Below are 22666 nucleotides of genomic sequence, written 5' to 3' on the forward strand. Positions count from 1 at the left end.
CGGGCACTTACTTGCCGCCCGGCTAGTTGGCTACACTAGCGGAAGTTAGCCGCGTAACTAGCCGGGCGTCAAGTAAGTTTTTGGCAATGGGCGCGAGCATGCGAGGGAGCAGCCACGATGGACAGCGGCAGGCAGCAGCGCAGGGGGAACACCCGCCAGCGCATCCAGGACGTGGCCCTCGATCTCTTCTCCGAGCAGGGGTACGAGAAGACCTCGCTGCGGGAGATCGCCGAACACCTCCAGGTCACGAAGGCGGCGCTGTACTACCACTTCAAGACCAAGGAGGACATCCTCCTCAGCCTCTTCGAGGATCTGACGCGGCCGATCGACGAGCTGATCGAGTGGGGCAAGGAGCAGCCGCACACCCTGGAGACCAAGCGCGAGGTGCTGCACCGCTACAGCGACGCGCTGGACAAGGCGTCACCGCTCTTCCGCTTCATGCAGGAGAACCAGGCGACGGTACGGGAGCTGAGCATCGGGAACCTGTTCAAGGACCGGATGCTGGGGCTGCTGACGATCATCAAGGATCCGAACGCCGCGTTGACCGACCAGGTCCGCTGCGTGAGCGCCCTCTTCACGATGCACGCGGGGAAGTTCGCCCTCTCAGAGGTCGACGGCGCCCCCGAGGAGAAGCGCAAGGCCGTCCTGGAGGTCGCCGTCGGCCTGGTGACCCAGGCACACGCGGGGACACACAGCGGGACGGGCGCCGACACTCACGAATGAGCGACCGGCACCCGTCCCGGGTGGATCAGATGGTGACCTGGATCACCGTTCGATGACCTGGTTCACTTTTTCGGCGGTGCGGATCAGATGGAGACGCCCGCGGACCGCAGGAACGCCATCGGGCTGATCGCGGAACCGTAGTTCGGGGTCGTACGGATCTCGAAGTGCAGGTGCGGACCGCTGGAGTTGCCGGTGTTGCCGGACGCCGCGATGTTCTGGCCCGCGGACACGGACTGGCCTATCTTCACGTTGACCTTCGACAGGTGGGCGTACTGCGAGTACTTGCCGTTGCTGTGCTTGATCACGATGGCGTTGCCGTACGCGGGACCGTCACCGGCGCCGTTGCCGCCGGCCTTGACCACGGTGCCGGCGCTGACGGCCTTGACCGGGGTGCCGGTCGGGACGGCGAAGTCCTGGCCGGAGTGCTTCGAGGCCCACATGCCACCGGCCTGGGCGTACCCGGCGGAGAGCGAGTAGTTGTCGACCGGCTTGACCCACGCGGGGGCGGCCTTCGCGGCGGCGGGCGCCTTGGCCGCGACGGTCTGAGCGTTGGCCTGGGCGGCCTTCGCCTGGGCTTCGGCCTGGGCGTGCACGGAGGCCGCGACGGACGACGGCGCGGCGGTCACCGCCTGGCCGGGGCTCGCCGCAACCGCGACCCCGACACCCAGCAGCATCGAAGCTCCCAGACCACCGGCGAGGACGGCCTTGCGGGTGCGGAGCAGGGACGGGGCGGAGCGGGGGGACGTGGCGCGCTTGAACATTCGATTCCTCCGGGATGAGCGGACCCGGTACCTCCGGGACGGTGATGAGCGGACCCGGCGGACGAGACGTACCTGCCGGGCTGGCCATCCCTTGGTAACCCGCCCCCCGGCGGACGCCCAAACACCCCCACTACTAGGCGAAGTCGTACATAGACCCCAGGAAGTTGACCTCTTGACTACCTCGGGAGAGGTGGGGTCGATTCGGACATTTCACCTCAGAAGGTCCGTTTAACCGCACTTCGCGAGGGGTTCGCGCGGGGTGCGGGGGTGGGCCCGAAGGACCGGCCGTGACGGCCCGGTGACCCAGCCCGGTTCGGGACCGAAGCTCCTGCCCGATTCCGGGGCACGAGTCCACTATTCCGGCTAGTACGGGACAAAACGCCTGTGCGCCATGTCACCGGAAGGCAAGATCGACCACCCCCGGAATGTGACGCGGGCTACTCTCGACAGGCCGTACAGGAACCCGTTCGCGGCCTTCGGGGGGACGCCAGATGGACCCGGCAGTACTCGGCACACGGCTGGCGTCGAGCGCGATATCACCGCTGGTCAGGAAGCTGTTCGTGGCCGAAGGGCCGGGCGCGGGCCTGGCGGAACGGCCCATCCGGCTCTCCTCCTACGTCTCCTTCCGGGGCGAGCACCGCACCCTCACCGACCAGGACGTACGCAAGCTCGCGGGCCGCCTGGTCGACCGGGCCGTCGACTCCCCCGGCGAGCGGCCCTTCCCCGCCGACGAGGAGACAGCGGTCGCCGACGCCCTGGCCCGTACGCTGCTCGGCCTCGGCGACCTCGACATGGACGACGTCCAAGCGATCCGCCTCGGCCACCGCGAACTGGCCCGCACACTCCTGGCCCACTCCCCCGACGCCGGCCGCGAACTCTCCGCCGACGCCTCCGTCTTCCTCACCTCGGCCATCGAATGGGCCTGCCTGCACATCCTGCACTTCTTCACCCAGCGCTCGACCTTCGTCGCCCGCACCCTGGTGGAGCAGAGCCGGGGCCAGGCCGAACTCATCGCCAGACTGGACGAGTTGATCACGCGAATGCCGCGCCGCGACGCCCGCGACGCGTCGTTCGAGCGCCGGTACGGGACGTATCTCGCCACCCGGCACGGCAAGTTGATGATCTACGGCATCGACCTGACGGACTCACCGGGGGCCTGGCCGCTGGATGTGGCGTATCTGAGCCTGGAGGTGACGGGGTGGCCGGACGGGCCGGCGCGGGCGTATCCGGATCCGACGATGCCCTACCGGGAGTTCGGCTCCCCGTCCCCCCGCCCCGCCGACCAGATCCTCGCCACCCACGACAAGGTCCTGCTCCGCGGAGTCGCCGGCTCCGGCAAAACCACACTCGTCCAGTGGCTCGCGGTCTCGGCGACCCGCGCCACCCCGGACGGCCCCCTCGCGTACCTGCACGGCCTGATCCCCTACGTCCTGCCGCTGCGCACCCTGATCCGGCACGGCGAACGGCTGCCCGGCCCGGAACGGTTCCTCGAAGCCGCCGACTCCCCGCTCGGCGGCGCCCAGCCCGACGGCTGGGCGGACCGGGTGCTGGGCGCGCGGCGCGGGCTCGTCCTGGTCGACGGGATGGACGAGATCCCCGACAGCGAGCGGGAGCGCACCCGGGCCTGGCTCCAGGGCCTGATCACCGCGTACCCGGGAAACCGCTGGCTGGTCACCTCGCGCCCGTCCGCCGTACGCGAGAACTGGCTCGCCGACGACGGCTTCACCGAACTGACGCTCTCCCCGATGAACCCGGCGGACGTCACAGCCTTCATCCACCGCTGGCACGAAGCGGCCCGCACCGGCGCCCCCGAAGACGGTGGCCTCCTGGACACGTACGAAAGGCAGTTGCTGACCGCGGTCCGCACCAAGGCCGACCTCGGACGGCTGGCCACGAACCCTCTCATGTGCGGCCTGATCTGCGCCCTGCATCGCGACCGCCGAGGCTATCTCCCGCACGGCCGCAAGGAGTTGTACGAGGCCGCCCTCGCGATGCTCCTGACCCGCCGGGACCGCGAACGCGATCTGACGGCGACGGGCGTCGGGCTCCGCCAGGAACCCCAGATGCAGTTGCTCCAACGCCTGGCGTACTGGCTCATCCGCAACGGCCGCACCGAACTCGACCGCACCCACGCGGAACGCATCATCGGCGACGCCCTCCCGTCGGTACCGGAAGCGGCGGCACTCGGCGACGCGCCCACGGTCTTCGCCCACCTCCTGCTCCGCAGCGGCCTTCTGAGGGAACCGGCCCCGGGCGCCGTCGACTTCGTCCACCGCACCTTCCAGGACTACCTGGGCGCCCGCGCGGCCATCGAGACCTGGGACATCGGCCTCCTGACCGACCACGCGGCGGACGACCAGTGGGAGGACGTGATCAGGATGGCGGTGGCACACGGACGGCCACGGGAGCGGGCGGAGATCTTGGAGGGGTTGCTGCGGGCAGGAGACGCGGCCGAGGAGGGTCCCGTACGCCACCGGACCTATCTTCTGGCGGCGGCTTGCCTGGAGCATGCGACGGAGTTGGATCCGGGGGTACGGGGGCGGGTCGAGGCGCGTGCGGCCCGGCTCATCCCGCCGATTACCGAGGAGGACGCCAGGGACCTGGCCAGAGTCGGCCACCTGACCCTGGGCCTGCTGCCGGGCCCGGAGGGCCTGACGGACGAGGAGGCCCGCCTGGTCGTCGTGACGGCGTCCCACCTGGACTCGGAGGCAGCGATCCCGTACCTGGCACGCTTCGCCCGCCACCCGTCCCTGAGGGTCCGCTCCCAGCTCGTCTGGGCCTGGCATCGCTTCGACACCGAGCGGTACGCGGAGGAGGTGATCGGGGAACTCGACGCCGAGGAGCTGCACTTCACCGTGCAGGACACAGCTCAGTTGAAGGCGCTGGGCGACCTGGGTGGGCGACCGATGGTGGAGTTCAGGGGAGAGTTCGCCGTGGACCAGATGGCGGCGTACATCGCGCGCTTCTCGCCCACCACACTGCTCCTCACCTTCAATTCAGCCCTCATGGACTTGGCGTTCCTGGCGGGAGCCGAATCCGTGCGCGCTCTCCTGGTCATCGGCTGTGACAACTTGATGGACGTATCGGCCCCGGCCGGACTGGCTCTTCACGACCTCGCGCTCAGTCCCCCGCTTCCCTCGCTCTCAGGTCTGGGTTCCTCACGCGAACTGGTGTCGTTCAACTCCAGCAGAGCCACCCTCGCTCCGGACGACTGGTCAACCCTCGCGAACCTGCCGCAGCTGACCCAGATTTACGTCACCGCAGACTCCTGCCGGACGATCCCGACGTCTCTCACCCTGCCAGGCATCACCCAGTTGAATCTCTTCGACGCCACCCCCGACGCCGACCTTTCGAAGATCCCGTACCACTTCCCCTCCCTCACCAGCCTCCACGTGAACGGCAAACTCGTCCCGACCCCCGGCGTGCGGAAGCAATAAGGGCGGGTGGGTGGGGGCAAAAAAAGAGGACCGCCCCCGGAACCGAAGTCCCAGGGGCAGCCCACTACCGGTCACGCAGCCCGCGAAGGGCTACGCCTCCTTGCTCAGGTTGGGCCCCGCGCCGCCACCCGTAGCCTGCTCGATCGGCGGGACATCCGGCAGCGCCGTCTTCTCCTCGCCCCGGAACGTGAAGGACTTGGTCTCGCCCTCACCCTCCGTACCGACGACCACGATGTGACCCGGACGCAGCTCACCGAAGAGGATCTTCTCGGAGAGCACGTCCTCGATCTCGCGCTGGATCGTCCGGCGCAGCGGCCGGGCGCCCATCACCGGGTCGTACCCCTTCTTGGCGAGGAGCGACTTGGCCTCGGAGCTGAGCTCGATGCCCATGTCGCGGTCCTTCAGGCGCTCGTCCACCTTGGCGATCATGAGGTCGACGATCTGGATGATGTCTTCCTCGGTGAGCTGGTGGAAGACCACGGTGTCGTCGACACGGTTGAGGAACTCGGGGCGGAAGTGCTGCTTCAGCTCTTCGTTGACCTTGTTCTTCATCCGCTCGTACGTCGACTTGGTGTCGCCCTGGGCGGCGAAGCCCAGGTTGAACCCCTTGGAGATGTCCCTGGTCCCGAGGTTGGTCGTCATGATGATGACCGTGTTCTTGAAGTCCACGACCCGGCCCTGGGAGTCGGTCAGGCGACCGTCCTCCAGGATCTGGAGCAGGGAGTTGAAGATGTCGGGGTGGGCCTTCTCGACCTCGTCGAAGAGGACGACGGAGAACGGCTTGCGGCGGACCTTCTCGGTGAGCTGGCCGCCCTCTTCATACCCCACGTAGCCGGGGGGCGAGCCGAAGAGGCGCGACACCGTGTGCTTCTCGCTGAACTCCGACATGTCGAGGGAGATCAGCGCGTCCTCGTCACCGAACAGGAACTCGGCGAGGGTCTTGGACAGTTCGGTCTTACCGACGCCGGACGGGCCGGCGAAGATGAACGAACCACCGGGGCGCTTGGGGTCCTTGAGACCCGCGCGCGTACGACGGATCGCCTGCGAGAGCGCCTTGATGGCGTCCTTCTGGCCGATGACCCGCTTGTGCAGCTCGTCCTCCATGCGCAGCAGACGCGAGGACTCCTCCTCGGTCAGCTTGAAGACCGGGATGCCGGTGGCCGTCGCGAGGACCTCGGCGATCAGCTCGCCGTCGACCTCGGCGACGACGTCCATGTCGCCGGCCTTCCACTCCTTCTCGCGCTTGGCCTTCGCCGCGAGGAGCTGCTTCTCCTTGTCGCGGAGCGATGCCGCCTTCTCGAAGTCCTGGGAGTCGATGGCCGACTCCTTGTCGCGGCGCACGCCCGCGATCTTCTCGTCGAACTCGCGGAGGTCCGGCGGCGCGGTCATCCGGCGGATCCGCATCCGGGAACCGGCCTCGTCGATCAGGTCGATCGCCTTGTCCGGCAGGAAGCGGTCCGAGATGTACCGGTCGGCCAGGGTGGCGGCCTGGACCAGGGCCTCGTCCGTGATCGAGACGCGGTGGTGCGCCTCGTACCGGTCGCGGAGGCCCTTGAGGATCTCGATGGTGTGCGGCAGCGACGGCTCGGCGACCTGGATGGGCTGGAAGCGGCGCTCCAGGGCCGCGTCCTTCTCCAGGTGCTTGCGGTACTCGTCGAGCGTGGTGGCACCGATGGTCTGGAGTTCACCACGGGCGAGCATCGGCTTGAGGATGCTGGCCGCGTCGATCGCGCCCTCGGCGGCGCCCGCTCCGACCAGCGTGTGCAGCTCGTCGATGAACAGGATGATGTCGCCGCGGGTGCGGATCTCCTTGAGGACCTTCTTCAGGCGCTCCTCGAAGTCACCGCGGTACCGGGAGCCGGCGACCAGGGCGCCCAGGTCGAGGGTGTAGAGGTGCTTGTCCTTGAGGGTCTCGGGCACCTCGCCCTTGACGATGGCCTGCGCCAGGCCCTCGACGACGGCGGTCTTGCCGACGCCGGGCTCGCCGATGAGCACCGGGTTGTTCTTGGTGCGGCGCGAGAGCACCTGCATGACCCGCTCGATCTCCTTCTCGCGCCCAATGACCGGGTCGAGCTTGGATTCGCGGGCCGCCTGGGTGAGGTTGCGGCCGAACTGGTCGAGCACCAGCGAGGTCGAGGGCGTGCCCTCGGCGGGGCCGCCGGCGGTGGCGGTCTCCTTGCCCTGGTACCCGGAGAGCAACTGGATGACCTGCTGCCGCACCCGGTTGAGGTCTGCGCCCAGCTTGACCAGGACCTGGGCGGCGACGCCCTCGCCCTCACGGATCAGGCCGAGCAGGATGTGCTCTGTGCCGATGTAGTTGTGGCCCAGCTGAAGAGCCTCGCGGAGCGACAGCTCCAGGACCTTCTTGGCACGGGGGGTGAAGGGGATGTGACCGGACGGCGCCTGCTGGCCCTGTCCGATGATCTCCTCCACCTGCTGGCGGACCGCCTCAAGCGAAATGCCGAGGCTCTCCAGGGCCTTTGCGGCGACACCCTCACCCTCGTGGATCAGGCCCAGGAGGATGTGCTCGGTGCCGATGTAGTTGTGGTTGAGCATCCGGGCTTCTTCCTGAGCCAGGACGACAACCCGCCGCGCGCGGTCGGTGAACCTCTCGAACATCGTTAATCGCTCCTCAGAGCGGTCAGGCAGTAAGGGGTCGGTCCCCTCCCTGTCCTTCCGCAGCTTAGTCCCGCAAGCGGGGACCGCTCATTCCAACTGCCGACACCCGTGGATGGCCTCCTGACCCGGAACGCCGACAACTGCTCCAACCCGATGGTGCGAGACGATGTTCCCGCAGGCCAGGCAGTTACCCCAGTCACCACTACGCCGATGGCGAACGTGAGGCTGCTTCGGGCTTGCGTGTCGCCCCTCCCACTAGGGATGTCTTACCCGCAGCTACCGACAGTCCATGCGGCGTACCCGGGTTCCCTCCGCTACGGGCGAACAACCTTGCGCGCGTACCCACGTCCACACCTGCCCATTTCAGACACTCTGCGCATATATCAGGGCACGGTGCGTAACCGCAGAGACGTTACGGCGGTTGGCCGGGGCATGGAATCCACCGTCCCGCATCCACGTCGGCCGCTCGCCTCGGAAGACTCGCACCACGGAGAAGACTCGGCAGGCCCGGAGGACCCGGTGCAGCGGTGGTACGTGAACGCGCTCGGCTGGGCCGCGGTGCGCGGCACGCCCGCACGGCCCGCCCAGTTGCTGACGGGGCTGCGGTTCGACGTCCTGGAGATGCCGGCCGAAGCGGGCCGGGAGGTGTTGCGGCGGCTGCCGCTGCGGTGTCCGGTGGCCGTGCAGGGGCGGCGGATGCGGCTGCTGGTGGCCGCGGGGAGCGCGGACGAGCTGCCGGGGCTGCTCGACTGGCTGGAGTGGGGCACCCTGCCGCTTGATCTGAGGGCGATCGGTGCGGGCGGGCGGTTCGACGCGCCGCTGCCTCCGGGGCGGCCGGTGCCCGGCGGGCGGGTGGGTCCGCGGGGGGCGGCCGTGTGGCTGCGCCCCCCGGAGCCCGGGTGTGCGGTGGAGCCGACGCTGCCGGCTCCGCCGTTCCTGGCGGCGCCGACGGCACAGGGGGGCGTTGGGGGCGCCCCCGATCTCGTGCGGCTGGTGGACACGGCGGCGACTCAGTGCCATCGGGTCCGGCTCGGGCGCGCCCGGGATCAGCGGTGGGCGTCCTCGTACGCCTGACGGATGTTCGCGGGGACGCGGCCCCGGTCGTTCACGTCGAAGCCGTTGTCCTTCGCCCAGGCGCGGATCTGCGCCGTGTCCTGGCCGCCACCGGCCGCAGCCGCCGCACGGGCCTTTCCACGGCCGCCCGCGGCCCGGCCGCCGGTGCGCCGCCCGCTCTTCACATAGGGCTCAAGAAGACCGCGCAGCTTGTCCGCGTTCGCCGTGGTGAGGTCGATCTCGAATGACTTCCCGTCCAGCGCGAACGTCACGGTCTCGTCCGCCTCGCCGCCGTCGAGGTCATCGACAAGAAGGACCTGAACCTTCTGTGCCACTGGATTTCCTTTCATCGATAACGTGCGGGTCGGTCCGTGCGGCTCGGCCGCTGATTCGCCGTCCCTTGTTATATGCAGTACAGCAGTACGTCGGAAAGCAAACCGCTTTTGCGGGAAAAACACAAACCCCTGGGAGTGACGAACCGCGCCAAGAGGCTCGGAAACATGCGCGTTTCGGACATAGGGCGCGGGGGCAGGGACTGTGCGGAATACCCGTACCGATCGATCACGGATGCCGTTCGCTCACAGATGCAGGAGCATCCGGCTGTTGCCCAAGGTGTTCGGTTTCACCCGTTCGAGTCCGAGGAACTCGGCGACACCCTCGTCATTGGAGTGCAGCAGCTCGCTGTACACATCGGTGTCGACAGGAGTCTCACCGATCTCCACGAAGCCGTGCTTGGCGAAGAAGTCGACTTCGAAGGTGAGACAGAAAACGCGGCGAACACCGAGCCAGCGTGCGGTCTGGAGCAGCTTCTCCAGGACTTGATGTCCGACTCCGCCGCCCTTCACCGAGGGGTTCACGGCAAGAGTGCGGACTTCCGCCAGGTCTTCCCACATCACATGGAGTGCGCCGCAGGCCACGACCTGCGCGTTGTCGTCCCGTTCCGCGACCCAGAACTCCTGGATGTCCTCGTAAAGCGTGACCGTGGCTTTGTCGAGCAGGATGCGCTTGGCGGCGTACGAGTCGAGGAGTCGGCGCACCTCGGGGACATCGCTGGTCCTGGCCCGGCGTACGGTGACCGCTTTCCCGGGGACTTCGGGGAGGTGTGCTGCCATGTGCGGACGCTATCGCCCGTCCTCCGCGCGCGAGGAGTCGGGGTTCTCGGTGGGATTCGGGTTCTGCGAAGACTCCCCGGAAGACGTCTGGGAAGACGCCGGGGAAGGGGGCTGGGAAGGAGCCTGGGAAGGGGGCTGGTTCTCGGGGCCCTGCACCATCCGCACGGCATCGTTGAGAGCTTCGCGCTGTTCCGGGGACATCATGCCGAAGAACGCGACGAGAGCCGCCGCCGGGTTGTCGCTCTGGGACCATGCGTCGTTCATCAGTGCGGCTGCGTACGCGGCCCGTGTGGAGACGGCCTCATATCGATAGGCACGCCCTTCCGCCTCCCGCCGGACCCAGCCCTTCTGATGGAGATTGTCCAGAACGGTCATCACGGTCGTGTACGCGATCGACCGTTCCTGCTGAAGGTCTTCCAGGACTTCTCGAACGGTCACCGGGCGGTTCCACTTCCAGACCCGCGTCATGACAGCGTCTTCGAGTTCTCCCAAGGGGCGAGGCACACTCGCACCCTAGTAGGAGAATCCCCCGATGACGCGATGAACGTGGCATGAGGGACAAAAAGGGCGTACGACTCGGAATTCCGGTGAGCCGTACGCCCTGGTGGCGCAGGTGGTGCCGCGTGGGGTCAGGTGTCGCGCCGGGCCTGGCGGACCGCCTCGGCGCGGGCCATGGCGCTGTCCACGGCCGCGTCCTCCTTGGCCTTGTTGGCGCCGCCCTGGGTCTTCACGATCGTCACGATCAGACCGACGAAGAACACCGCCATGACTACGGGGGGCACGAGCGCGGAGACATAGTCCATGCCCCCAGGGTAGCTACCCGGCCGCGAGCTGCTGCGGCGGGTTCTCCTCGGGCGCGGGGTCGCGCTCCCGCTCGCGCCCGGGGTGGGCCGGGTCGGCCGGGGGCGCCGGGCGCTTGCGGGGCGGGAAGACCTCGGCCGGCGTGGGCACCGGGCGCTGCGGGGCGGGTTCCTGGGGCTTCGGCGCGGGCTTGTCCGACGGCTTCCTGTCGGCCTGTACGGGCCCGTACGCGCGCCGGGCACCCGATGCACCGGGAGCGGTGAGTACGGCCGACAGACCGCCGGGGAGGGCCGTCAGACGGGTACGGGACGCGGGGACCGAGGGCCGCCGGGCGGCCACCCCCGCCGGGCGACCGCAGGACACCGGCACCGCGCGGCCCGCGAGCTTGGCGCGGACCGCCAGCTCGGCGAGGTCGCGGCAGCGCTCCAGGAGCGCGGCGGCGGCCGGGTTGCCGCGCAGCGCGCGCAGGGCGGCGAGGTCGTCGGGTACGGGCTGGTAGCCGGCGGCGAGTACGTCCTCCAGGAGCGCCAGGTACCCGCTCGCGGTGCCGGGCAGGGCGGCCCGGTAGCGGACGAGGTCGGCCAGCAGGAAGGCGCGGAGCCGGGCACCCTCGCGGGCCGCCTCGTCGACGGCCCCGGCGAGCCGGTGACAGTCCTGGACGTCCTCTGCGGAGGCGGGACTCGGGTGGAGGGCAAGGGCGAGGGCGCGACGGAGCACTCGAAGCTCCTCCACACCGAACGCCATGCCGCCGCGTGATCCGTAGGGCGTGGGCATGCCGTGACGATACGCGCTAATCAGACAAAATCCGGTCATCACGACACGGGTGTTGCGGGGAGCGGGGCCCTCAGGTGCGGTGCGCGGGACCCTCAGGTGCGGGAGATGTTGCGTTCGTAGACCAGGCGGAGGCCGATCAGGGTCAGCCAGGGCTCGTGTTCGTCGATGACGGACGCCTCGCCCAGGACCATCGGCGCCAGACCGCCCGTCGCGATCACGGTGACGTCCTCCGGGTCGTCGGCGAGTTCGCGCGCCATGCGGCTCACCACGCCGTCGACCTGCCCCGCGAACCCGTACAGGATGCCCGACTGCATGGCCTCGACGGTGTTCTTGCCGATGACGCTGCGCGGGCGGGCCAGCTCGATCTTGCGGAGCTGGGCGCCGCGTACGCCGAGCGCCTCGACGGAGATCTCGATGCCGGGCGCGATGACCCCGCCCGCGTACTCCCCGCGCGCGGAGACCGCGTCGAACGTCGTCGCGGTGCCGAAGTCGACGACGATCGCCGGGCCCCCGTACAGCTCGACCGCCGCGACCGCGTTGATGATGCGGTCCGCGCCGACCTCCTTGGGGTTGTCCATCAGGATCGGCACGCCGGTCTTGATGCCCGGTTCGACGAGGACGGCGGGCACGTCGCCGTAGTACCTGCGGGTGACCTCGCGCAGTTCGTGCAGGACGGACGGCACGGTGGAGCAGATCGAGATGCCGTCGATGCCGTCGCCGAGTTCCTCGCCGAGCAGCGGGTGCATGCCCATCAGGCCCTGGAGCAGGACCGCCAGCTCGTCGGCGGTGCGCCGGGCGTCGGTGGAGATGCGCCAGTGCTCGACGATCTCCTCGCCGTCGAACAGGCCCAGCACGGTGTGGGTGTTGCCCACGTCGATGGTCAGCAGCATGGCGCCTACTCCGCCCCGCCCAGGGAGCCGGTGTCGGTCGCGCGCAGGTCCAGGCCGATGTCGAGGATCGGCGAGGAGTGCGTGAGGGCGCCCACGGCGAGGTAGTCGACGCCGGTCTCCGCGTACGCGCGCGCGTTGTCCAGCGTGAGGCGGCCCGACGACTCCAGGGTCGCGCGGCCGTGCACGACGGCGACGGCCTCCTCGGTCTCGCCGGGCGTGAAGTTGTCCAGGAGGATCAGGTCGGCGCCCGCGTCGACGGCCTCGCGCAACTGGTGCAGCGTGTCGACCTCGACCTCGATCGGGACGTCCGGGAAGGTCTCCCGTACCGCCTTGAACGCCTGGCTGACGCCGCCGGCGGCTACCACGTGGTTGTCCTTGACCAGGGCCGCGTCCGACAGCGACATCCGGTGGTTGACGCCGCCGCCGCAGCGGACCGCGAACTTCTCCAGGGAGCGCAGCCCCGGCGTCGTCTTGCGGGTGTCCCGCACGCGTGCCTTGGTGCCGTCCAGGGCGTCGGCCCACGCGCGCGTGGCGGTCGCGATGCCGGAGAGGCGGCACAGCAGGTTCAGGGCGCTGCGCTCGGCGGTCAGCAGGTCCTGGGCGCGGGTCGTGACGCTGAGCAGCTTCTGCCCCGCCTCGACCCGGTCGCCGTCCTCGACGTGCCGCTCGACCTCGAACTCGTCGGTGCACACGATGGAGATGACCGCCTCGGCGACCCGCAGCCCGGCGACGGTGCCCGCCTCGCGCGCGGTGAAGTCGCCGGTGGCGACGGCGTCCTCGGGGATCGTGGCGACGGTCGTGACGTCGACGCCGCCGTCCAGGTCCTCGTCGATCGCGAGGTACGCGATGTCCTCGACCTCGACGGGGTCGAGTCCGGCGTCGGCGAGGAGCGCGGCGAGCGCGGGGTCGAGGCCGCACTCGTCGGCGGTGTCGACGCCCTCCATGTCGATGGCCCCGTCACCCCCGGAGCAGGCGCAGCCGTCGCCGCAGCCGTCGGCGGGAACGAGGGGAAGGTCGGGGGTACTCACGGCTCACTGCTCCTGGGGACGGGTCGGGGGCTCCGTGCGCGTGGGCGGGAGCGCCTGGGTCGGGGTCGCGTGCACGGCGAGCGTGCGGTCCGGGTTGAGGCGTACGACGATATGGCGCCGCCACGCGGTGTCGTCGCGTTCCGGGTGGTCCTCGCGCCAGTGGCAGCCACGGGTCTCCGCGCGGCGCTGGGCGGCGGCCACCAGGACCCGGGCCACGCACAGGAGGTTGGTGGCCTCCCAGGTGTCGACGCCGGGCTCGGCGGTCTTGCCGTTCTCGGCGAGCGCGTCCTTCGCCTCGGTGTGCAGCAGCCGCAACTGCTCGGCGGCGCGGTCGAGGGACGCGGCGGACCGCAGCACCCCGGCGCCGTCCGTCATGATCCGCTGGATCGCGAACCGGGCCTCCGGTGCGAGCAGCGGGTGCGCGGGCGTGCGCGGGTGCGCGACGGGCAGCGCCGCGCGCGCGTGGTGGCCGGTTCCGGCGATGTCCGCCGCGATGCGCTCGGCGTAGACGAGCCCTTCGAGGAGGGAGTTGGACGCCAGCCGGTTCGCGCCGTGCACACCGGTGCAGGCGACCTCCCCGCACGCGTAGAGCCCCGGCACGGTGGTGCGGCCGTACTCGTCGGTGCGGACGCCGCCGGAGGCGTGGTGCGCGGCGGGGGCGACCGGGATCGGCTCGGTGACCGGGTCGAGGCCGTGCGCGCGGCAGGCGGCGAGGACCGTCGGGAAGCGGTGCTCCCACATGGCGGCGCCGAAGTGCCGCGCGTCGAGGTACATGTGCTCGGCGCCCTGCTCCTGCATCCGGCGCGTGATCGCCTTGGCGACGATGTCCCGGGGCGCCAGCTCGCCGAGTTCGTGCTGCCCGATCATGAAGCGCACGCCGTCCGCGTCCACGAGATGGGCGCCCTCGCCGCGTACCGCCTCGGACACCAGCGGCTGCTGGCCTTCCGCGTCGGAGCCGAGGAACAGCACCGTGGGGTGGAACTGCACGAACTCCAGGTCGCTGACCTCGGCGCCCGCGCGCAGGGCGAGCGCGACGCCGTCGCCGGTCGACACGGACGGGTTCGTCGTCGCCGAGAACACCTGGCCCATGCCGCCGGTCGCGAGGACCACGGCGGGCGCGTGCACGGCCCCGACACCGTCGTGCTGGCCCTCGCCCATGACGTGCAGCGTGACGCCCGCCGCGTGGCCTTCGGCGTCGGACAGGAGGTCGAGGACGAGCGCGTTCTCGACGGTGGGTATGCCCCGCGCGCGGACCGCGTCGACCAGCGCGCGGGAGATCTCGGCGCCCGTCGCGTCGCCGCCCGCGTGCGCGATACGGCGGCGGTGGTGGCCGCCCTCGCGGGTCAGCTCCAGATCGCCGTCGGCCGACTCGTCGAAGTGGGCGCCCGTGTCGATGAGCCGCCGCACCGCGTCGGGCCCCTCGGTGACGAGGATCCGTACGGCGTCCTCGTCGCACAGGCCCGCGCCCGCCACGAGCGTGTCGTCCAGGTGCTGTTCGGGGGTGTCGCCCTCGCCGAGGGCCGCCGCGATACCGCCCTGCGCCCAGCGCGTGGAGCCGTCGTCCAGGCGGGCCTTGGTGACGACGACGGTCCGCAGCCCGGCCGCCGCGCAGCGCAGGGCCGCGGTGAGCCCGGCGACGCCGGAGCCGACCACGACGACGTCCGCGGTGAGGGACCAGCCGGGGGGCTGGGCGTGCAGCCTTATGCCGGTCGCCGCGGAGGTTCCCAGGGGTCTCGGGTTTTCCGGGTTCTCGGGGGTTACGGGGTTCTCGGGGGTTACGGGGTTTTCGGGGGTTTCCGGAATCGCTGTGCCGGTCACGAGGCGGCTCCGAAGGTTCCGAAGGTCAGGGGCAGGTTGTCGATCAGCCGGGTCGCACCCACGCGCGCGGCGACGGCGAGCACCGCTTCGCCTGTGTGGTCGTCGGCGATCTCGGTGAAGTCGGAGGGGTCGACGAGGGCCAGATAGTCCAGCTCCAGGGGCGGCCTGCGGCGGGCGGCCTCGTCCAGGACGAGCCGGGCCGCCGCGCGGACCGCGTCGGGGGTGCCGGGCAGCGCGGTGGCGACGGCGTGCGCGTCGGCCGCCGCGCGGGACTCGCCCAGCGCGCCCAGCGCCTCCGCGCGCGCCTGCGTGGTCGGCTCCAGGGCCGCACGCGCGCGAAGGGCCTCCTGCGCGGCGTGCCGGTCGCGGCCCGCGAACAGGGCCTCGGACAGCGCGAGGGCGGTACGCCGCTCGGCGGGCGACAGATAGCGGTTGCGGCTGGACAGGGCCAGGCCGTCGTCCTCGCGCACGGTGGGCACGGCGACGATCTCCGTACCGAAGTCGAGATCGCGCACCATGCGGCGGACCAGGGCGAGTTGCTGGGCGTCCTTCTGCCCGAACAGCGCGATGTCCGGGCGGGTCAGGTGCAGCAGCTTGGCGACGACGGTGAGCATGCCGTCGAAGTGCCCCGGACGGGACGCCCCTTCGTACCGCTCGCCGAACGTGCCGGCCGTGATGCGGACCCGGGGTGCGCCGCCCGGGTAGACCTCGTCCGCCGATGGCGCGAACACGACGTCGGCGCCCGCCTGTTCGGCGATCTTCAGATCGGCGTCGAGGGTGCGCGGATAGCGGTCCAGGTCCTCGCCCGCGCCGAACTGGAGCGGGTTAACGAAGACCGTGACGACGACCTCGCCGGACGGGCCCGCGAGCCGGCGGGCCGAGCGGATCAGGGTGGCGTGGCCCTCGTGCAGGGCGCCCATGGTCATGACGACGGCTCGCCGGCCGCGCCCCGCGCGCGTACCTGTGGCGTCCGTCGCCCCGGCGTTCGTAGCCGTGGCGTCCGTACCCGTGGCGCCCTCGGTGTCCAGCTCGGCGGCGGTGTGCACCAGCGCGGTCATGAGGCGGCTCCGTTTCCGCTTCCGCCGTTTCCGCTTCCGCCGTCGGCGAGGACGCCGAGGAGGTCTTCGGCGAGTTCCGGCTTGAGCAGTCCGTGGGCGAGGGCGCGGTCGGCGGTGGCGCGCGCCATCGCGAGATAGCCCGCGACGGTGCCGGGCGCGTGCTTGCGCAGTTCGGCGACGTGCGCGGCGACCGTACCGGCGTCCCCGCGCGCGACAGGGCCCGTCAGGGCGGCGTCACCGGAGCGCAGGGCGTTGTCGAGCGCGGCGCCCAGGAGCGGGCCGAGCATCCGGTCGGGGGCCTCGACGCCTGCCGCACGAAGCAGCTCCATGGCCTCCGCGACCAGCGTCACCAGGTGGTTCGCGCCGAGCGCGAGCGCCGCGTGGTAGAGCGGCCTGGACTCCTCGGCGATCCATTCCGGTTCGCCGCCCATCTCGATGACCAGCGCCTCGGCGGCCAGCCGCAGTTCGTCGGGCGCGGTGACCCCGAAGGAGCACCCGGCGAGCCGCTGCACGTCGACAGGGGTGCCCGTGAACGTCATCGCGGGGTGCAGCGCCAGCGGCAGCCCGCCGGCCCGCAGCACCGGGTCGAGCACCCGCGCGCCATAGCGCCCCGACGTGTGCGCGACGAGCTGCCCCGGGCGGACCGCTCCGGTCTCGGCCAAGCCCTCGATCAGGCCGGGCAGCGCGTCGTCGGGGACGGTCAGCAGGACGAGGTCGGCGCGCTCCATGACCTGCGCGGGCGTCACCACGGGCACATCGGGCAGCAGCAGGGCCGCACGGCGCACGGAGGCGTCGGAGACCCCCGAGACGGCGACCGGACGGTGCCCGGCCAACTGGAGCGACGCGGCGAGCGCGGGGCCCACCCGGCCCGCGCCGACGACCCCCACCGAGAGCCGCGCGGGGCGGTCCCTGGGGTCGGGCTGTTGAGGTGTGTTCACTCGTCGACGGCCTTCCGTTCCAGTCCGCTCGGGGTACCGGACGCATTTCTCGTCATGCTAACGCGAATCCCCGGCGCTGCCCGTCCGTCGTCCACAGGCTGTGGGCAGGCGCACACACGTACGCCATGATCGGGCCATGAGCGAATCGGAAGAGCGGGAGCGCGCACGGCGGCTCGCGGCGGTGCGCGGCGCCGAGAGGATCCTGGCCCGGCAGGGGAACGACGCCACGGTGGGGCAGCGGCTGACCGACCTGGTGTCGGCGGCGGGCGGTGCGTACGACCTGGACGACACCGTCGACCTCTACGGCGACGGCGTGGTCGGCGCCCTGGAGGACCGGGTCGCCGGACTGCTCGGCAAGGAGGCGGCGGCCTTCTTCCCGTCCGGGACGATGGCGCAGCAGGTCGCTCTGCGCTGCTGGGCGGGGCGTACGGGCAACGCGACGGTGGCGCTGCACCCGCTGGCCCACCCCGAGGTGCACGAGCGGGGCGCGCTCGGCGCGGTGAGCGGGCTGCGTACGGTGCACCTCACCGCCGAGCGCCGCCCGCCCACCGCCGACGAGGTGGCCGGCTTCCCCGAGCACTTCGGGACGCTGATGCTCGAACTGCCGCTCAGGGACGCGGGGTTCCTGCTGCCGACGTGGGACGAGCTGACGGCCGTGGTCGACGCGGCACGCGCGCGGGACGCCATCGTGCACATCGACGGCGCGCGCCTGTGGGAGTGCACCCCGCACTTCGGACGGCCCCTGGACGAGATCGCGGGCCTCGCGGACAGCGTGTACGTGTCGTTCTACAAGTCGCTGAACGGCCTCGGGGGCGCCGTCCTGGCCGGGCCCGCGCCCCTGGTGGAGGAGGCCAGGACCTGGCGGCACCGGTACGGCGGGCAGATCTTCCAGCAGTTCCCGACCGCCCTGTCCGCGCTGATCGGGCTCGACCGCGAGCTGCCGCGCCTCCCGGAGTACGTGGCGCACGCCGAGGTCGTCGCCGCCGCGCTGCGCGACGGCTTCGCGCGCGCGGACGTGTCCTGGTCCCGGATCCACCCCGAGGTACCGCACACGCACCAGTTCCGGGTGTGGCTCCCGTACGAAGCCGACGTGCTGACGCGCGCGGCGGTACGGCAGGCCGAGGACACCCGCACCTCGCTGTTCCGGCGCTTCTTCCCCGGCGGCCCGCCCGGGGTCTCCTTCACCGAGGTCACCGTCGCGGAATCCGGCCTGGAGTGGACGGCGGCGGACGTGACGGATGCGGTCAAGGACTTCGTGGGGCGCCTGGCGGAAGCGACGGCGGAGTGATCTGTACGGGCTGATCCGTACGCGGTGATCCGTACGCGGTAATCCGTTACGCGCGCGGGATGCCGTCAGGCCGGGCGCCGGCGCCGGCGCCACGGCGTCAGCAGGCGGATCAGCGAGTGCCGCCGGCGGCCGTGGGCGGGCCGGCCCTCGACCACCGCGCGGAAGCTCCCGTACTCGCGCAGCTCGCGGACGGTCCGCCAGTCGTACCTGCCGGGGGCGGGCGGCAGGGGCTCGCCCCGCTGACGGGCCCGGTAGAGGTCCAGCGCGTACTGCTGCGTGATGCTCATGGCGTACACCTCGCCCTTCTCGGCCGTGTCCTCGGCGTGCCGGGCCCTTCTGCGGCCCGGCGGGACATTGCCGACACTCCTCCCGGACCGGGCGCCGGTCACGCCGATTGACGGGGCCCGTCAATCGGCGGTGGCGTTGTCAGTGGGCGGGTGCACCATGAGGTCATGAGCGTGAACATCGAGATCGCGGGCCTGCCGCCGGAGCGCATCGTCTTCGAGACGTCGCCCCTGGCCGAGCTGGGTCAGGCGCTGCACGCGCTGGCCGAGCCCGGACACCACCCGGGGCTGCACGGCTGGGCCACGGCCACGTCGGCGTCGCTCAAGCCGGACCTCGCGGACCGCCTCAGCGAGGCGGACTTCCTGTGGCGGACCACGTTCTCGGACGTCTTCATGGCGTTCGCCGGGCTGACCGGGCCCACCGGGCAGGACGGCAGGACGGGGACGACGCTCGCCGAAGACCTGGACCTCCTGGACCGCCTCGACGACGAGCGGTTCGTGGACGCCGCCCTGGAGTTCACGTGCGGCCCGCACTACGAGGAGAGGGGGCCGTCCGCGCTGGCCGACCCCGAGCGCGGGCGCCAGGCGCTGGAGCGGGCGGCCTCCCGGGGGCCGCGCCAGGTCGACTTCACCAGACGGCTGCTGCGGGACCCGGGCACCGTGCGCGCGTGGGTGCGGCGGCTGCTTGAGGACTGCGACGAGGCGTTCTTCGCGGACACCTGGCGGCGGGTGCGGATCCAGCTCGCGGCCGACGCCCGGCACAAGACGGAGCTGCTGCGGCGCAAGGGGCTTCCGGAGGCGCTGACGGCGGTCTCGGCCGCCCTCTCGATGGACGAGGCGGGCACACGGATCACGGTGGACAAGCTGGCGCACGCCACCACCACCGCGCTGGACCCCGCCGTCGGCGCCGGGATCACCTTCGTGCCGTCGCACTTCGGCTGGCCGCACCTGATGGTGCTGCACGCGCCCGGCTGGCGCCCGGTCGTGCACTACCCGGTGGCCGCGCCGGAGCTGCCCGTACCGGCGTCCGTGGAGCTGCTGGAGCGCCGCCTGGAGGCCCTGTCGCACCCGATCCGGCTGCGCATCTGCCGGAACATAGCCCGCGCGCCGTACACCACGGGCGAGTTGGCGCACGCGCACGGGCTGAGCGCGCCCGAGGTGTCACGCCATCTGGCGGTGCTGAAGAAGGCGGGCCTGATCACCACCCGGAGGCACGGGCGGTACGCGCAGCATCAGCTGGACCTCACCGTGGTGGCGCGGCTCGGCTCGGACTTCCTGGAGGGCGTACTGCGCTGACGGGTCGTCGGGCATCTTTCGCGGGCGCTGTCCGGAGGCGCGGTTCAGTCGAACCGTATGTGCCGCACGCTCGTCCAGCTCCTGCGTAGCCGTCCGCGCAGGGCGCCGTCCCGGTTCGGGGTGAGGGTCAGGCCAGCGAGCACGGCGATCCGGTCGGCCGTCTTGGCGACCGTCGTGTCGTCGGTCCACAGATGCTCCGCGAACTCGGGCTCGCGCAGCCGCGCCAGACAGTCGTCGAGGCGTCGCACGGCGAAGCTCTCGCGGCGCAGCGGGGCGTCCTTGCCGCCGAACCGCCGGAGCAGGTGCCCGACTCCGCGCTCCCGCAGACGCCGCAGGACGGTCTCCGGGTCGGCGAGCAGCGAGAAGTGCCGTACGTCATGACCGCGTTCCCGCAGCCTTACGACGGTCTCCGCGAAGTACGTCGGGTCCGTGACCGTCATGGGGGCGATCACCACGCCGTCGTGCTTGGTCAGGGCCAGGTCGAGCACCTCGTAGACGCCCTGGCGCCAGGCGGGCAGGTCCTGGAAGTCGCCGCGCAGTTCGGGGGGCATCATCCGGTGCAGGCCGAAGCCGACGAGTTCGGGGTCGCAGACGACGCTGCCGGGCAGGCGCCGCTGAATCTCGTGCGCGGTCTGTGTCTTGCCGCCGCCGAAGGGGCCGTTGATCCACAGGAGCATGCCGTGACCCTAGGGGTTCGGGCCCGGCCCGGGAAACCCGGGATCCCGGGCCGGACCCGTCACGGATTCCGCCGCCGGGTACGGGTGTGGGTGGAGTTACTGGTGCGGCCCGCCCGCCCGTACCAACCCGGTCTCGTAGGCCAGTACCACCACCTGCACCCGGTCCCGCAGCCCCAGCTTGGTCAGGATTCTGCCCACGTGGGTCTTCACCGTGGCCTCGGAGAGGACCAGGTGGGCGGCGATCTCGCCGTTGGAGAGGCCCTGGGCCACCAGGACCATGACCTCGCGCTCGCGCTCCGTGAGGCGCTCCAGCTCCTTGTGCCGGGGCTGCCCGCCCGTCGACGGGAGCATCGGCGCGAACCGGTCCAGGAGGCGCCGTGTGGTCGACGGCGCGACCACCGCGTCCCCGCTGTGCACCGAGCGGATCGCGGCCAGCAGCTCCCCCGGCGGCACATCCTTGAGCATGAAACCGGACGCCCCGGCCTTCAGCCCGGAGAACGCGTACTCGTCCAGGTCGAAGGTGGTGAGGATCAGCACCTTCGGCGGGTTCGGTTCCGAGCAGATCCGGCGGGTCGTCTCGACCCCGTCCAGCTTCGGCATACGGACGTCCATCAGGACCACGTCGACCTCGGTACCGCGCAGCACCTGAAGCGCCTCGACACCGTCGCCCGCCTCCGCCACCACCTCCATGTCCGGCTGGGCGGCGAGCACCATACGGAAGCCGGTGCGCAGCAGCACCTGGTCATCGACGAGCATCACCCTGATCGAGGGCATCGGGATCCCTTCATGGACACCTGGACAAATCAATGGCGGTCGACATCGGCGTCAACATTGACATCAACATCGACATCGGGCGGGTCAGTGGGCCGGTTTCAGCGGCAGCAGGGCGCTGATACGGAAGCCTCCGCCCGGCCGGGGCCCCGCGTCCAGCGTGCCGCCGACCATGCCGATGCGCTCGCGCATACCGATCAGACCGTGGCCCTGCCCGTCCGGGCCGCCGTCCTCGTACAGCTCGTGCGGCGCGCCTTTGCCGTCGTCCTCGACAAGGAGGCCGAGGCCGTCGTCGAAGTAGACCAGGCGCACACTGGCGCCCGCGTTCGGCCCACCGTGTTTGCGGGTGTTGGTGAGGGCCTCCTGCACGATGCGGTACGCGGTCAGCTCGACGCCGCTGGGCAGCGGGCGCGGGGTCCCCTCGACCTTGTAGTCGACGGGCAGCCCCGCCGTCCGCACCTGCTCGATGAGTTCGTCGAGCTGGCCGACGTCCGGCTGCGGCACGTACTCGCCGCTCTCCTCGTGCTCCCCCGTGCGCAGCACGCCCAGCAGACGCCGCATCTCGGCGAGCGCCTGCCGGCCCGTCCCCGAGATGGTCTCCAGGGCCTTGCGCGCCTGGTCGGGGGCCGCGTCGAGCACATAGGCGGCGCCGTCGGCCTGGACGACCATCACGGAGACGTTGTGGGCGACCACGTCGTGCAGCTCGCGCGCGATGCGGGCGCGTTCGGCGGCGACGGCGACCTTGGACTGTGCCGCGCGCTCCTTCTCCAGGCGCGCCGCCCGCTCCTCCAGCTGCGCGAGATAGGCGCGGCGGGTGCGGATGGAGTCGCCGAGCACCCAGGCCAGCGCGAACGGCACGATCATGAAGATGGTGACCGCGAGATGGCCCACCGCGCTGGTGTTCGGCTCGGGCCACCGCAACTGCGCGAGCGGCGCCGCGACCAGACCGCCCGCGAGGGCGAACCGCGACGCCCAGCGGGCACCGTCCGCCGCGACGGTGTAGATGATCACCAGCATGGCGAAGTTCGCCGCCATCGCGGGCACGTCGAACACGAGCTGGACGACGCCCATGGTGGCGGCCACGACGAGCATGCGCTCGGGCATCCGGCGCCGCAGCGCGACCACCAGGCACAGCACCAGCGCGATCAGCACCGACGCCACGGGCTCCCGGTGCGGCGGGTTGTTCACCGTCTGGACCAGACTCACGCCGGTGATCCCGAAGAGGAAGACGGCCCAGAAGCTGTCGACCCACGTCGGGTGTCTGCGGAGAAAGTCGTAGAGGCGCTGCACGTAACCCAGCGTAGGTAGCCGTGTGGCGCCCCGGGGTCAACCGGAGGT

21 protein-coding genes are annotated in these 22666 nt (G+C 71.1%); 5 read left to right on the forward strand and 16 right to left on the reverse strand.

Annotation, left to right across the window (positions count from 1 at the left end):
- Positions 1 to 117 precede the first annotated feature (117 nt).
- On the forward strand, positions 118 to 723 hold the full coding sequence (locus tag ACIQNU_RS14310; protein ID WP_401365706.1) for a TetR/AcrR family transcriptional regulator: 606 nt from the start codon (positions 118 to 120) through the stop codon (positions 721 to 723).
- 83 nt (positions 724 to 806) lie between these two features.
- Here ACIQNU_RS14310 and ACIQNU_RS14315 read toward each other — a convergent pair whose 3' ends face one another.
- Positions 807 to 1484 carry a M23 family metallopeptidase gene (locus ACIQNU_RS14315; protein ID WP_401365707.1) on the reverse strand — a complete coding sequence of 226 codons (678 nt, stop codon included), beginning with the start codon at positions 1482 to 1484 and terminating at the stop codon, positions 807 to 809.
- A gap of 491 nt (positions 1485 to 1975) precedes the next feature.
- Between ACIQNU_RS14315 and ACIQNU_RS14320 the strand changes: the two genes are divergently transcribed.
- Positions 1976 to 4921 (forward strand): NACHT domain-containing protein, encoded by a 2946-nt coding sequence (locus tag ACIQNU_RS14320; RefSeq protein ID WP_401365709.1) that lies wholly within the window; start codon positions 1976 to 1978, stop codon positions 4919 to 4921.
- 90 nt (positions 4922 to 5011) lie between these two features.
- On the opposite strand, the gene ACIQNU_RS14325 is transcribed toward ACIQNU_RS14320, so the two are convergent.
- A complete protein-coding gene (locus ACIQNU_RS14325; RefSeq protein WP_401365710.1) occupies positions 5012 to 7540 on the reverse strand; it encodes an ATP-dependent Clp protease ATP-binding subunit in 2529 nt (842 codons plus the stop codon).
- Between the two features lie 432 nt (positions 7541 to 7972).
- On the opposite strand from ACIQNU_RS14325, the gene ACIQNU_RS14330 reads away from it, so the two are divergent.
- Positions 7973 to 8614 carry an SCO3374 family protein gene (locus tag ACIQNU_RS14330; protein ID WP_401365712.1) on the forward strand — a complete coding sequence of 214 codons (642 nt, stop codon included), beginning with the start codon at positions 7973 to 7975 and terminating at the stop codon, positions 8612 to 8614.
- Here the strand turns inward: ACIQNU_RS14330 and ACIQNU_RS14335 are convergent.
- The 10 genes from ACIQNU_RS14335 to ACIQNU_RS14380 form a co-directional block, all read right to left on the reverse strand.
- Positions 8587 to 8928 carry an Lsr2 family protein gene (locus ACIQNU_RS14335; RefSeq protein ID WP_401365714.1) on the reverse strand — a complete coding sequence of 114 codons (342 nt, stop codon included), beginning with the start codon at positions 8926 to 8928 and terminating at the stop codon, positions 8587 to 8589. The genes ACIQNU_RS14330 and ACIQNU_RS14335 overlap by 28 nt on opposite strands.
- Positions 8929 to 9171: 243 nt before the next feature.
- Positions 9172 to 9705, reverse strand: a complete 534-nt coding sequence (locus tag ACIQNU_RS14340; RefSeq protein ID WP_401365715.1) for an amino-acid N-acetyltransferase — start codon at positions 9703 to 9705, stop codon at positions 9172 to 9174.
- 9 nt (positions 9706 to 9714) lie between these two features.
- A complete protein-coding gene (locus ACIQNU_RS14345; protein WP_401365717.1) occupies positions 9715 to 10209 on the reverse strand; it encodes a BlaI/MecI/CopY family transcriptional regulator in 495 nt (164 codons plus the stop codon).
- A 125-nt stretch (positions 10210 to 10334) separates the two neighbouring features.
- Entirely contained in the window at positions 10335 to 10508 is a 174-nt protein-coding gene (locus tag ACIQNU_RS14350; RefSeq protein ID WP_401365718.1) for a hypothetical protein, read from the reverse strand.
- 13 nt (positions 10509 to 10521) lie between these two features.
- Complete coding sequence (locus tag ACIQNU_RS14355) at positions 10522 to 11250, reverse strand: hypothetical protein (protein WP_401366391.1); 729 nt, start codon at positions 11248 to 11250, stop codon at positions 10522 to 10524.
- Between the two features lie 122 nt (positions 11251 to 11372).
- Positions 11373 to 12170 carry a type III pantothenate kinase gene (locus tag ACIQNU_RS14360; protein ID WP_401365719.1) on the reverse strand — a complete coding sequence of 266 codons (798 nt, stop codon included), beginning with the start codon at positions 12168 to 12170 and terminating at the stop codon, positions 11373 to 11375.
- Between the two features lie 5 nt (positions 12171 to 12175).
- A complete protein-coding gene (gene nadC / locus ACIQNU_RS14365) occupies positions 12176 to 13198 on the reverse strand; it encodes a carboxylating nicotinate-nucleotide diphosphorylase (protein WP_401365721.1) in 1023 nt (340 codons plus the stop codon).
- Positions 13199 to 13201: 3 nt separating this feature from the next.
- Complete coding sequence (locus ACIQNU_RS14370) at positions 13202 to 14926, reverse strand: L-aspartate oxidase (protein WP_401366392.1); 1725 nt, start codon at positions 14924 to 14926, stop codon at positions 13202 to 13204.
- An 86-nt stretch (positions 14927 to 15012) separates the two neighbouring features.
- The gene (gene panC / locus ACIQNU_RS14375) at positions 15013 to 15942 is read right to left on the reverse strand and encodes a pantoate--beta-alanine ligase (protein ID WP_401366394.1); all 930 of its coding nucleotides are present in this window, start codon (positions 15940 to 15942) and stop codon (positions 15013 to 15015) included.
- 128 nt (positions 15943 to 16070) lie between these two features.
- A complete protein-coding gene (locus ACIQNU_RS14380; RefSeq protein WP_401365722.1) occupies positions 16071 to 17012 on the reverse strand; it encodes a Rossmann-like and DUF2520 domain-containing protein in 942 nt (313 codons plus the stop codon).
- 136 nt (positions 17013 to 17148) lie between these two features.
- Between ACIQNU_RS14380 and ACIQNU_RS14385 the strand changes: the two genes are divergently transcribed.
- Positions 17149 to 18300, forward strand: coding sequence for a threonine aldolase family protein (locus ACIQNU_RS14385; protein ID WP_401365724.1), 1152 nt, complete (start codon positions 17149 to 17151; stop codon positions 18298 to 18300).
- A gap of 65 nt (positions 18301 to 18365) precedes the next feature.
- Here ACIQNU_RS14385 and ACIQNU_RS14390 read toward each other — a convergent pair whose 3' ends face one another.
- Entirely contained in the window at positions 18366 to 18587 is a 222-nt protein-coding gene (locus tag ACIQNU_RS14390) for a hypothetical protein (protein ID WP_401365725.1), read from the reverse strand.
- 165 nt (positions 18588 to 18752) lie between these two features.
- Between ACIQNU_RS14390 and ACIQNU_RS14395 the strand changes: the two genes are divergently transcribed.
- Entirely contained in the window at positions 18753 to 19880 is a 1128-nt protein-coding gene (locus ACIQNU_RS14395) for a DUF5937 family protein (RefSeq protein WP_401365727.1), read from the forward strand.
- Between the two features lie 44 nt (positions 19881 to 19924).
- On the opposite strand, the gene ACIQNU_RS14400 is transcribed toward ACIQNU_RS14395, so the two are convergent.
- From ACIQNU_RS14400 to ACIQNU_RS14410, 3 genes are all read right to left on the reverse strand, one after another.
- Positions 19925 to 20557, reverse strand: a complete 633-nt coding sequence (locus ACIQNU_RS14400; RefSeq protein WP_401365729.1) for an AAA family ATPase — start codon at positions 20555 to 20557, stop codon at positions 19925 to 19927.
- Positions 20558 to 20653: 96 nt separating this feature from the next.
- Entirely contained in the window at positions 20654 to 21331 is a 678-nt protein-coding gene (locus ACIQNU_RS14405; protein WP_401365731.1) for a response regulator, read from the reverse strand.
- A gap of 84 nt (positions 21332 to 21415) precedes the next feature.
- Positions 21416 to 22618 (reverse strand): sensor histidine kinase, encoded by a 1203-nt coding sequence (locus ACIQNU_RS14410; protein ID WP_401365733.1) that lies wholly within the window; start codon positions 22616 to 22618, stop codon positions 21416 to 21418.
- Positions 22619 to 22666: the final 48 nt, after the last annotated feature.

It is taken from the genome of Streptomyces sp. NPDC091292, assembly GCF_044757265.1.
Classification (GTDB): Bacteria; Actinomycetota; Actinomycetes; order Streptomycetales; family Streptomycetaceae; genus Streptomyces.

Bases quoted from the DNA above. Each gene is read 5' to 3' on its own strand.
- ACIQNU_RS14320 (WP_401365709.1), top strand. From the start codon at position 1,976: ATGGACCCGGCAGTACTCGGCACACGGCTGGCGTCGAGCGCGATATCA.
- ACIQNU_RS14340 (WP_401365715.1), bottom strand. From the start codon at position 9,705: ATGGCAGCACACCTCCCCGAAGTCCCCGGGAAAGCGGTCACCGTACGC.
- ACIQNU_RS14325 (WP_401365710.1), bottom strand. From the start codon at position 7,540: ATGTTCGAGAGGTTCACCGACCGCGCGCGGCGGGTTGTCGTCCTGGCT.
- ACIQNU_RS14350 (WP_401365718.1), bottom strand. From the start codon at position 10,508: ATGGACTATGTCTCCGCGCTCGTGCCCCCCGTAGTCATGGCGGTGTTC.
- ACIQNU_RS14330 (WP_401365712.1), top strand. From the start codon at position 7,973: ATGGAATCCACCGTCCCGCATCCACGTCGGCCGCTCGCCTCGGAAGAC.
- ACIQNU_RS14405 (WP_401365731.1), bottom strand. From the start codon at position 21,331: ATGCCCTCGATCAGGGTGATGCTCGTCGATGACCAGGTGCTGCTGCGC.
- ACIQNU_RS14385 (WP_401365724.1), top strand. From the start codon at position 17,149: ATGAGCGAATCGGAAGAGCGGGAGCGCGCACGGCGGCTCGCGGCGGTG.
- ACIQNU_RS14400 (WP_401365729.1), bottom strand. From the start codon at position 20,557: ATGCTCCTGTGGATCAACGGCCCCTTCGGCGGCGGCAAGACACAGACC.
- ACIQNU_RS14395 (WP_401365727.1), top strand. From the start codon at position 18,753: ATGAGCGTGAACATCGAGATCGCGGGCCTGCCGCCGGAGCGCATCGTC.
- ACIQNU_RS14315 (WP_401365707.1), bottom strand. From the start codon at position 1,484: ATGTTCAAGCGCGCCACGTCCCCCCGCTCCGCCCCGTCCCTGCTCCGC.
- ACIQNU_RS14355 (WP_401366391.1), bottom strand. From the start codon at position 11,250: ATGGCGTTCGGTGTGGAGGAGCTTCGAGTGCTCCGTCGCGCCCTCGCC.
- ACIQNU_RS14310 (WP_401365706.1), top strand. From the start codon at position 118: ATGGACAGCGGCAGGCAGCAGCGCAGGGGGAACACCCGCCAGCGCATC.
- ACIQNU_RS14360 (WP_401365719.1), bottom strand. From the start codon at position 12,170: ATGCTGCTGACCATCGACGTGGGCAACACCCACACCGTGCTGGGCCTG.
- panC (WP_401366394.1), bottom strand. From the start codon at position 15,942: ATGACCATGGGCGCCCTGCACGAGGGCCACGCCACCCTGATCCGCTCG.
- ACIQNU_RS14390 (WP_401365725.1), bottom strand. From the start codon at position 18,587: ATGAGCATCACGCAGCAGTACGCGCTGGACCTCTACCGGGCCCGTCAG.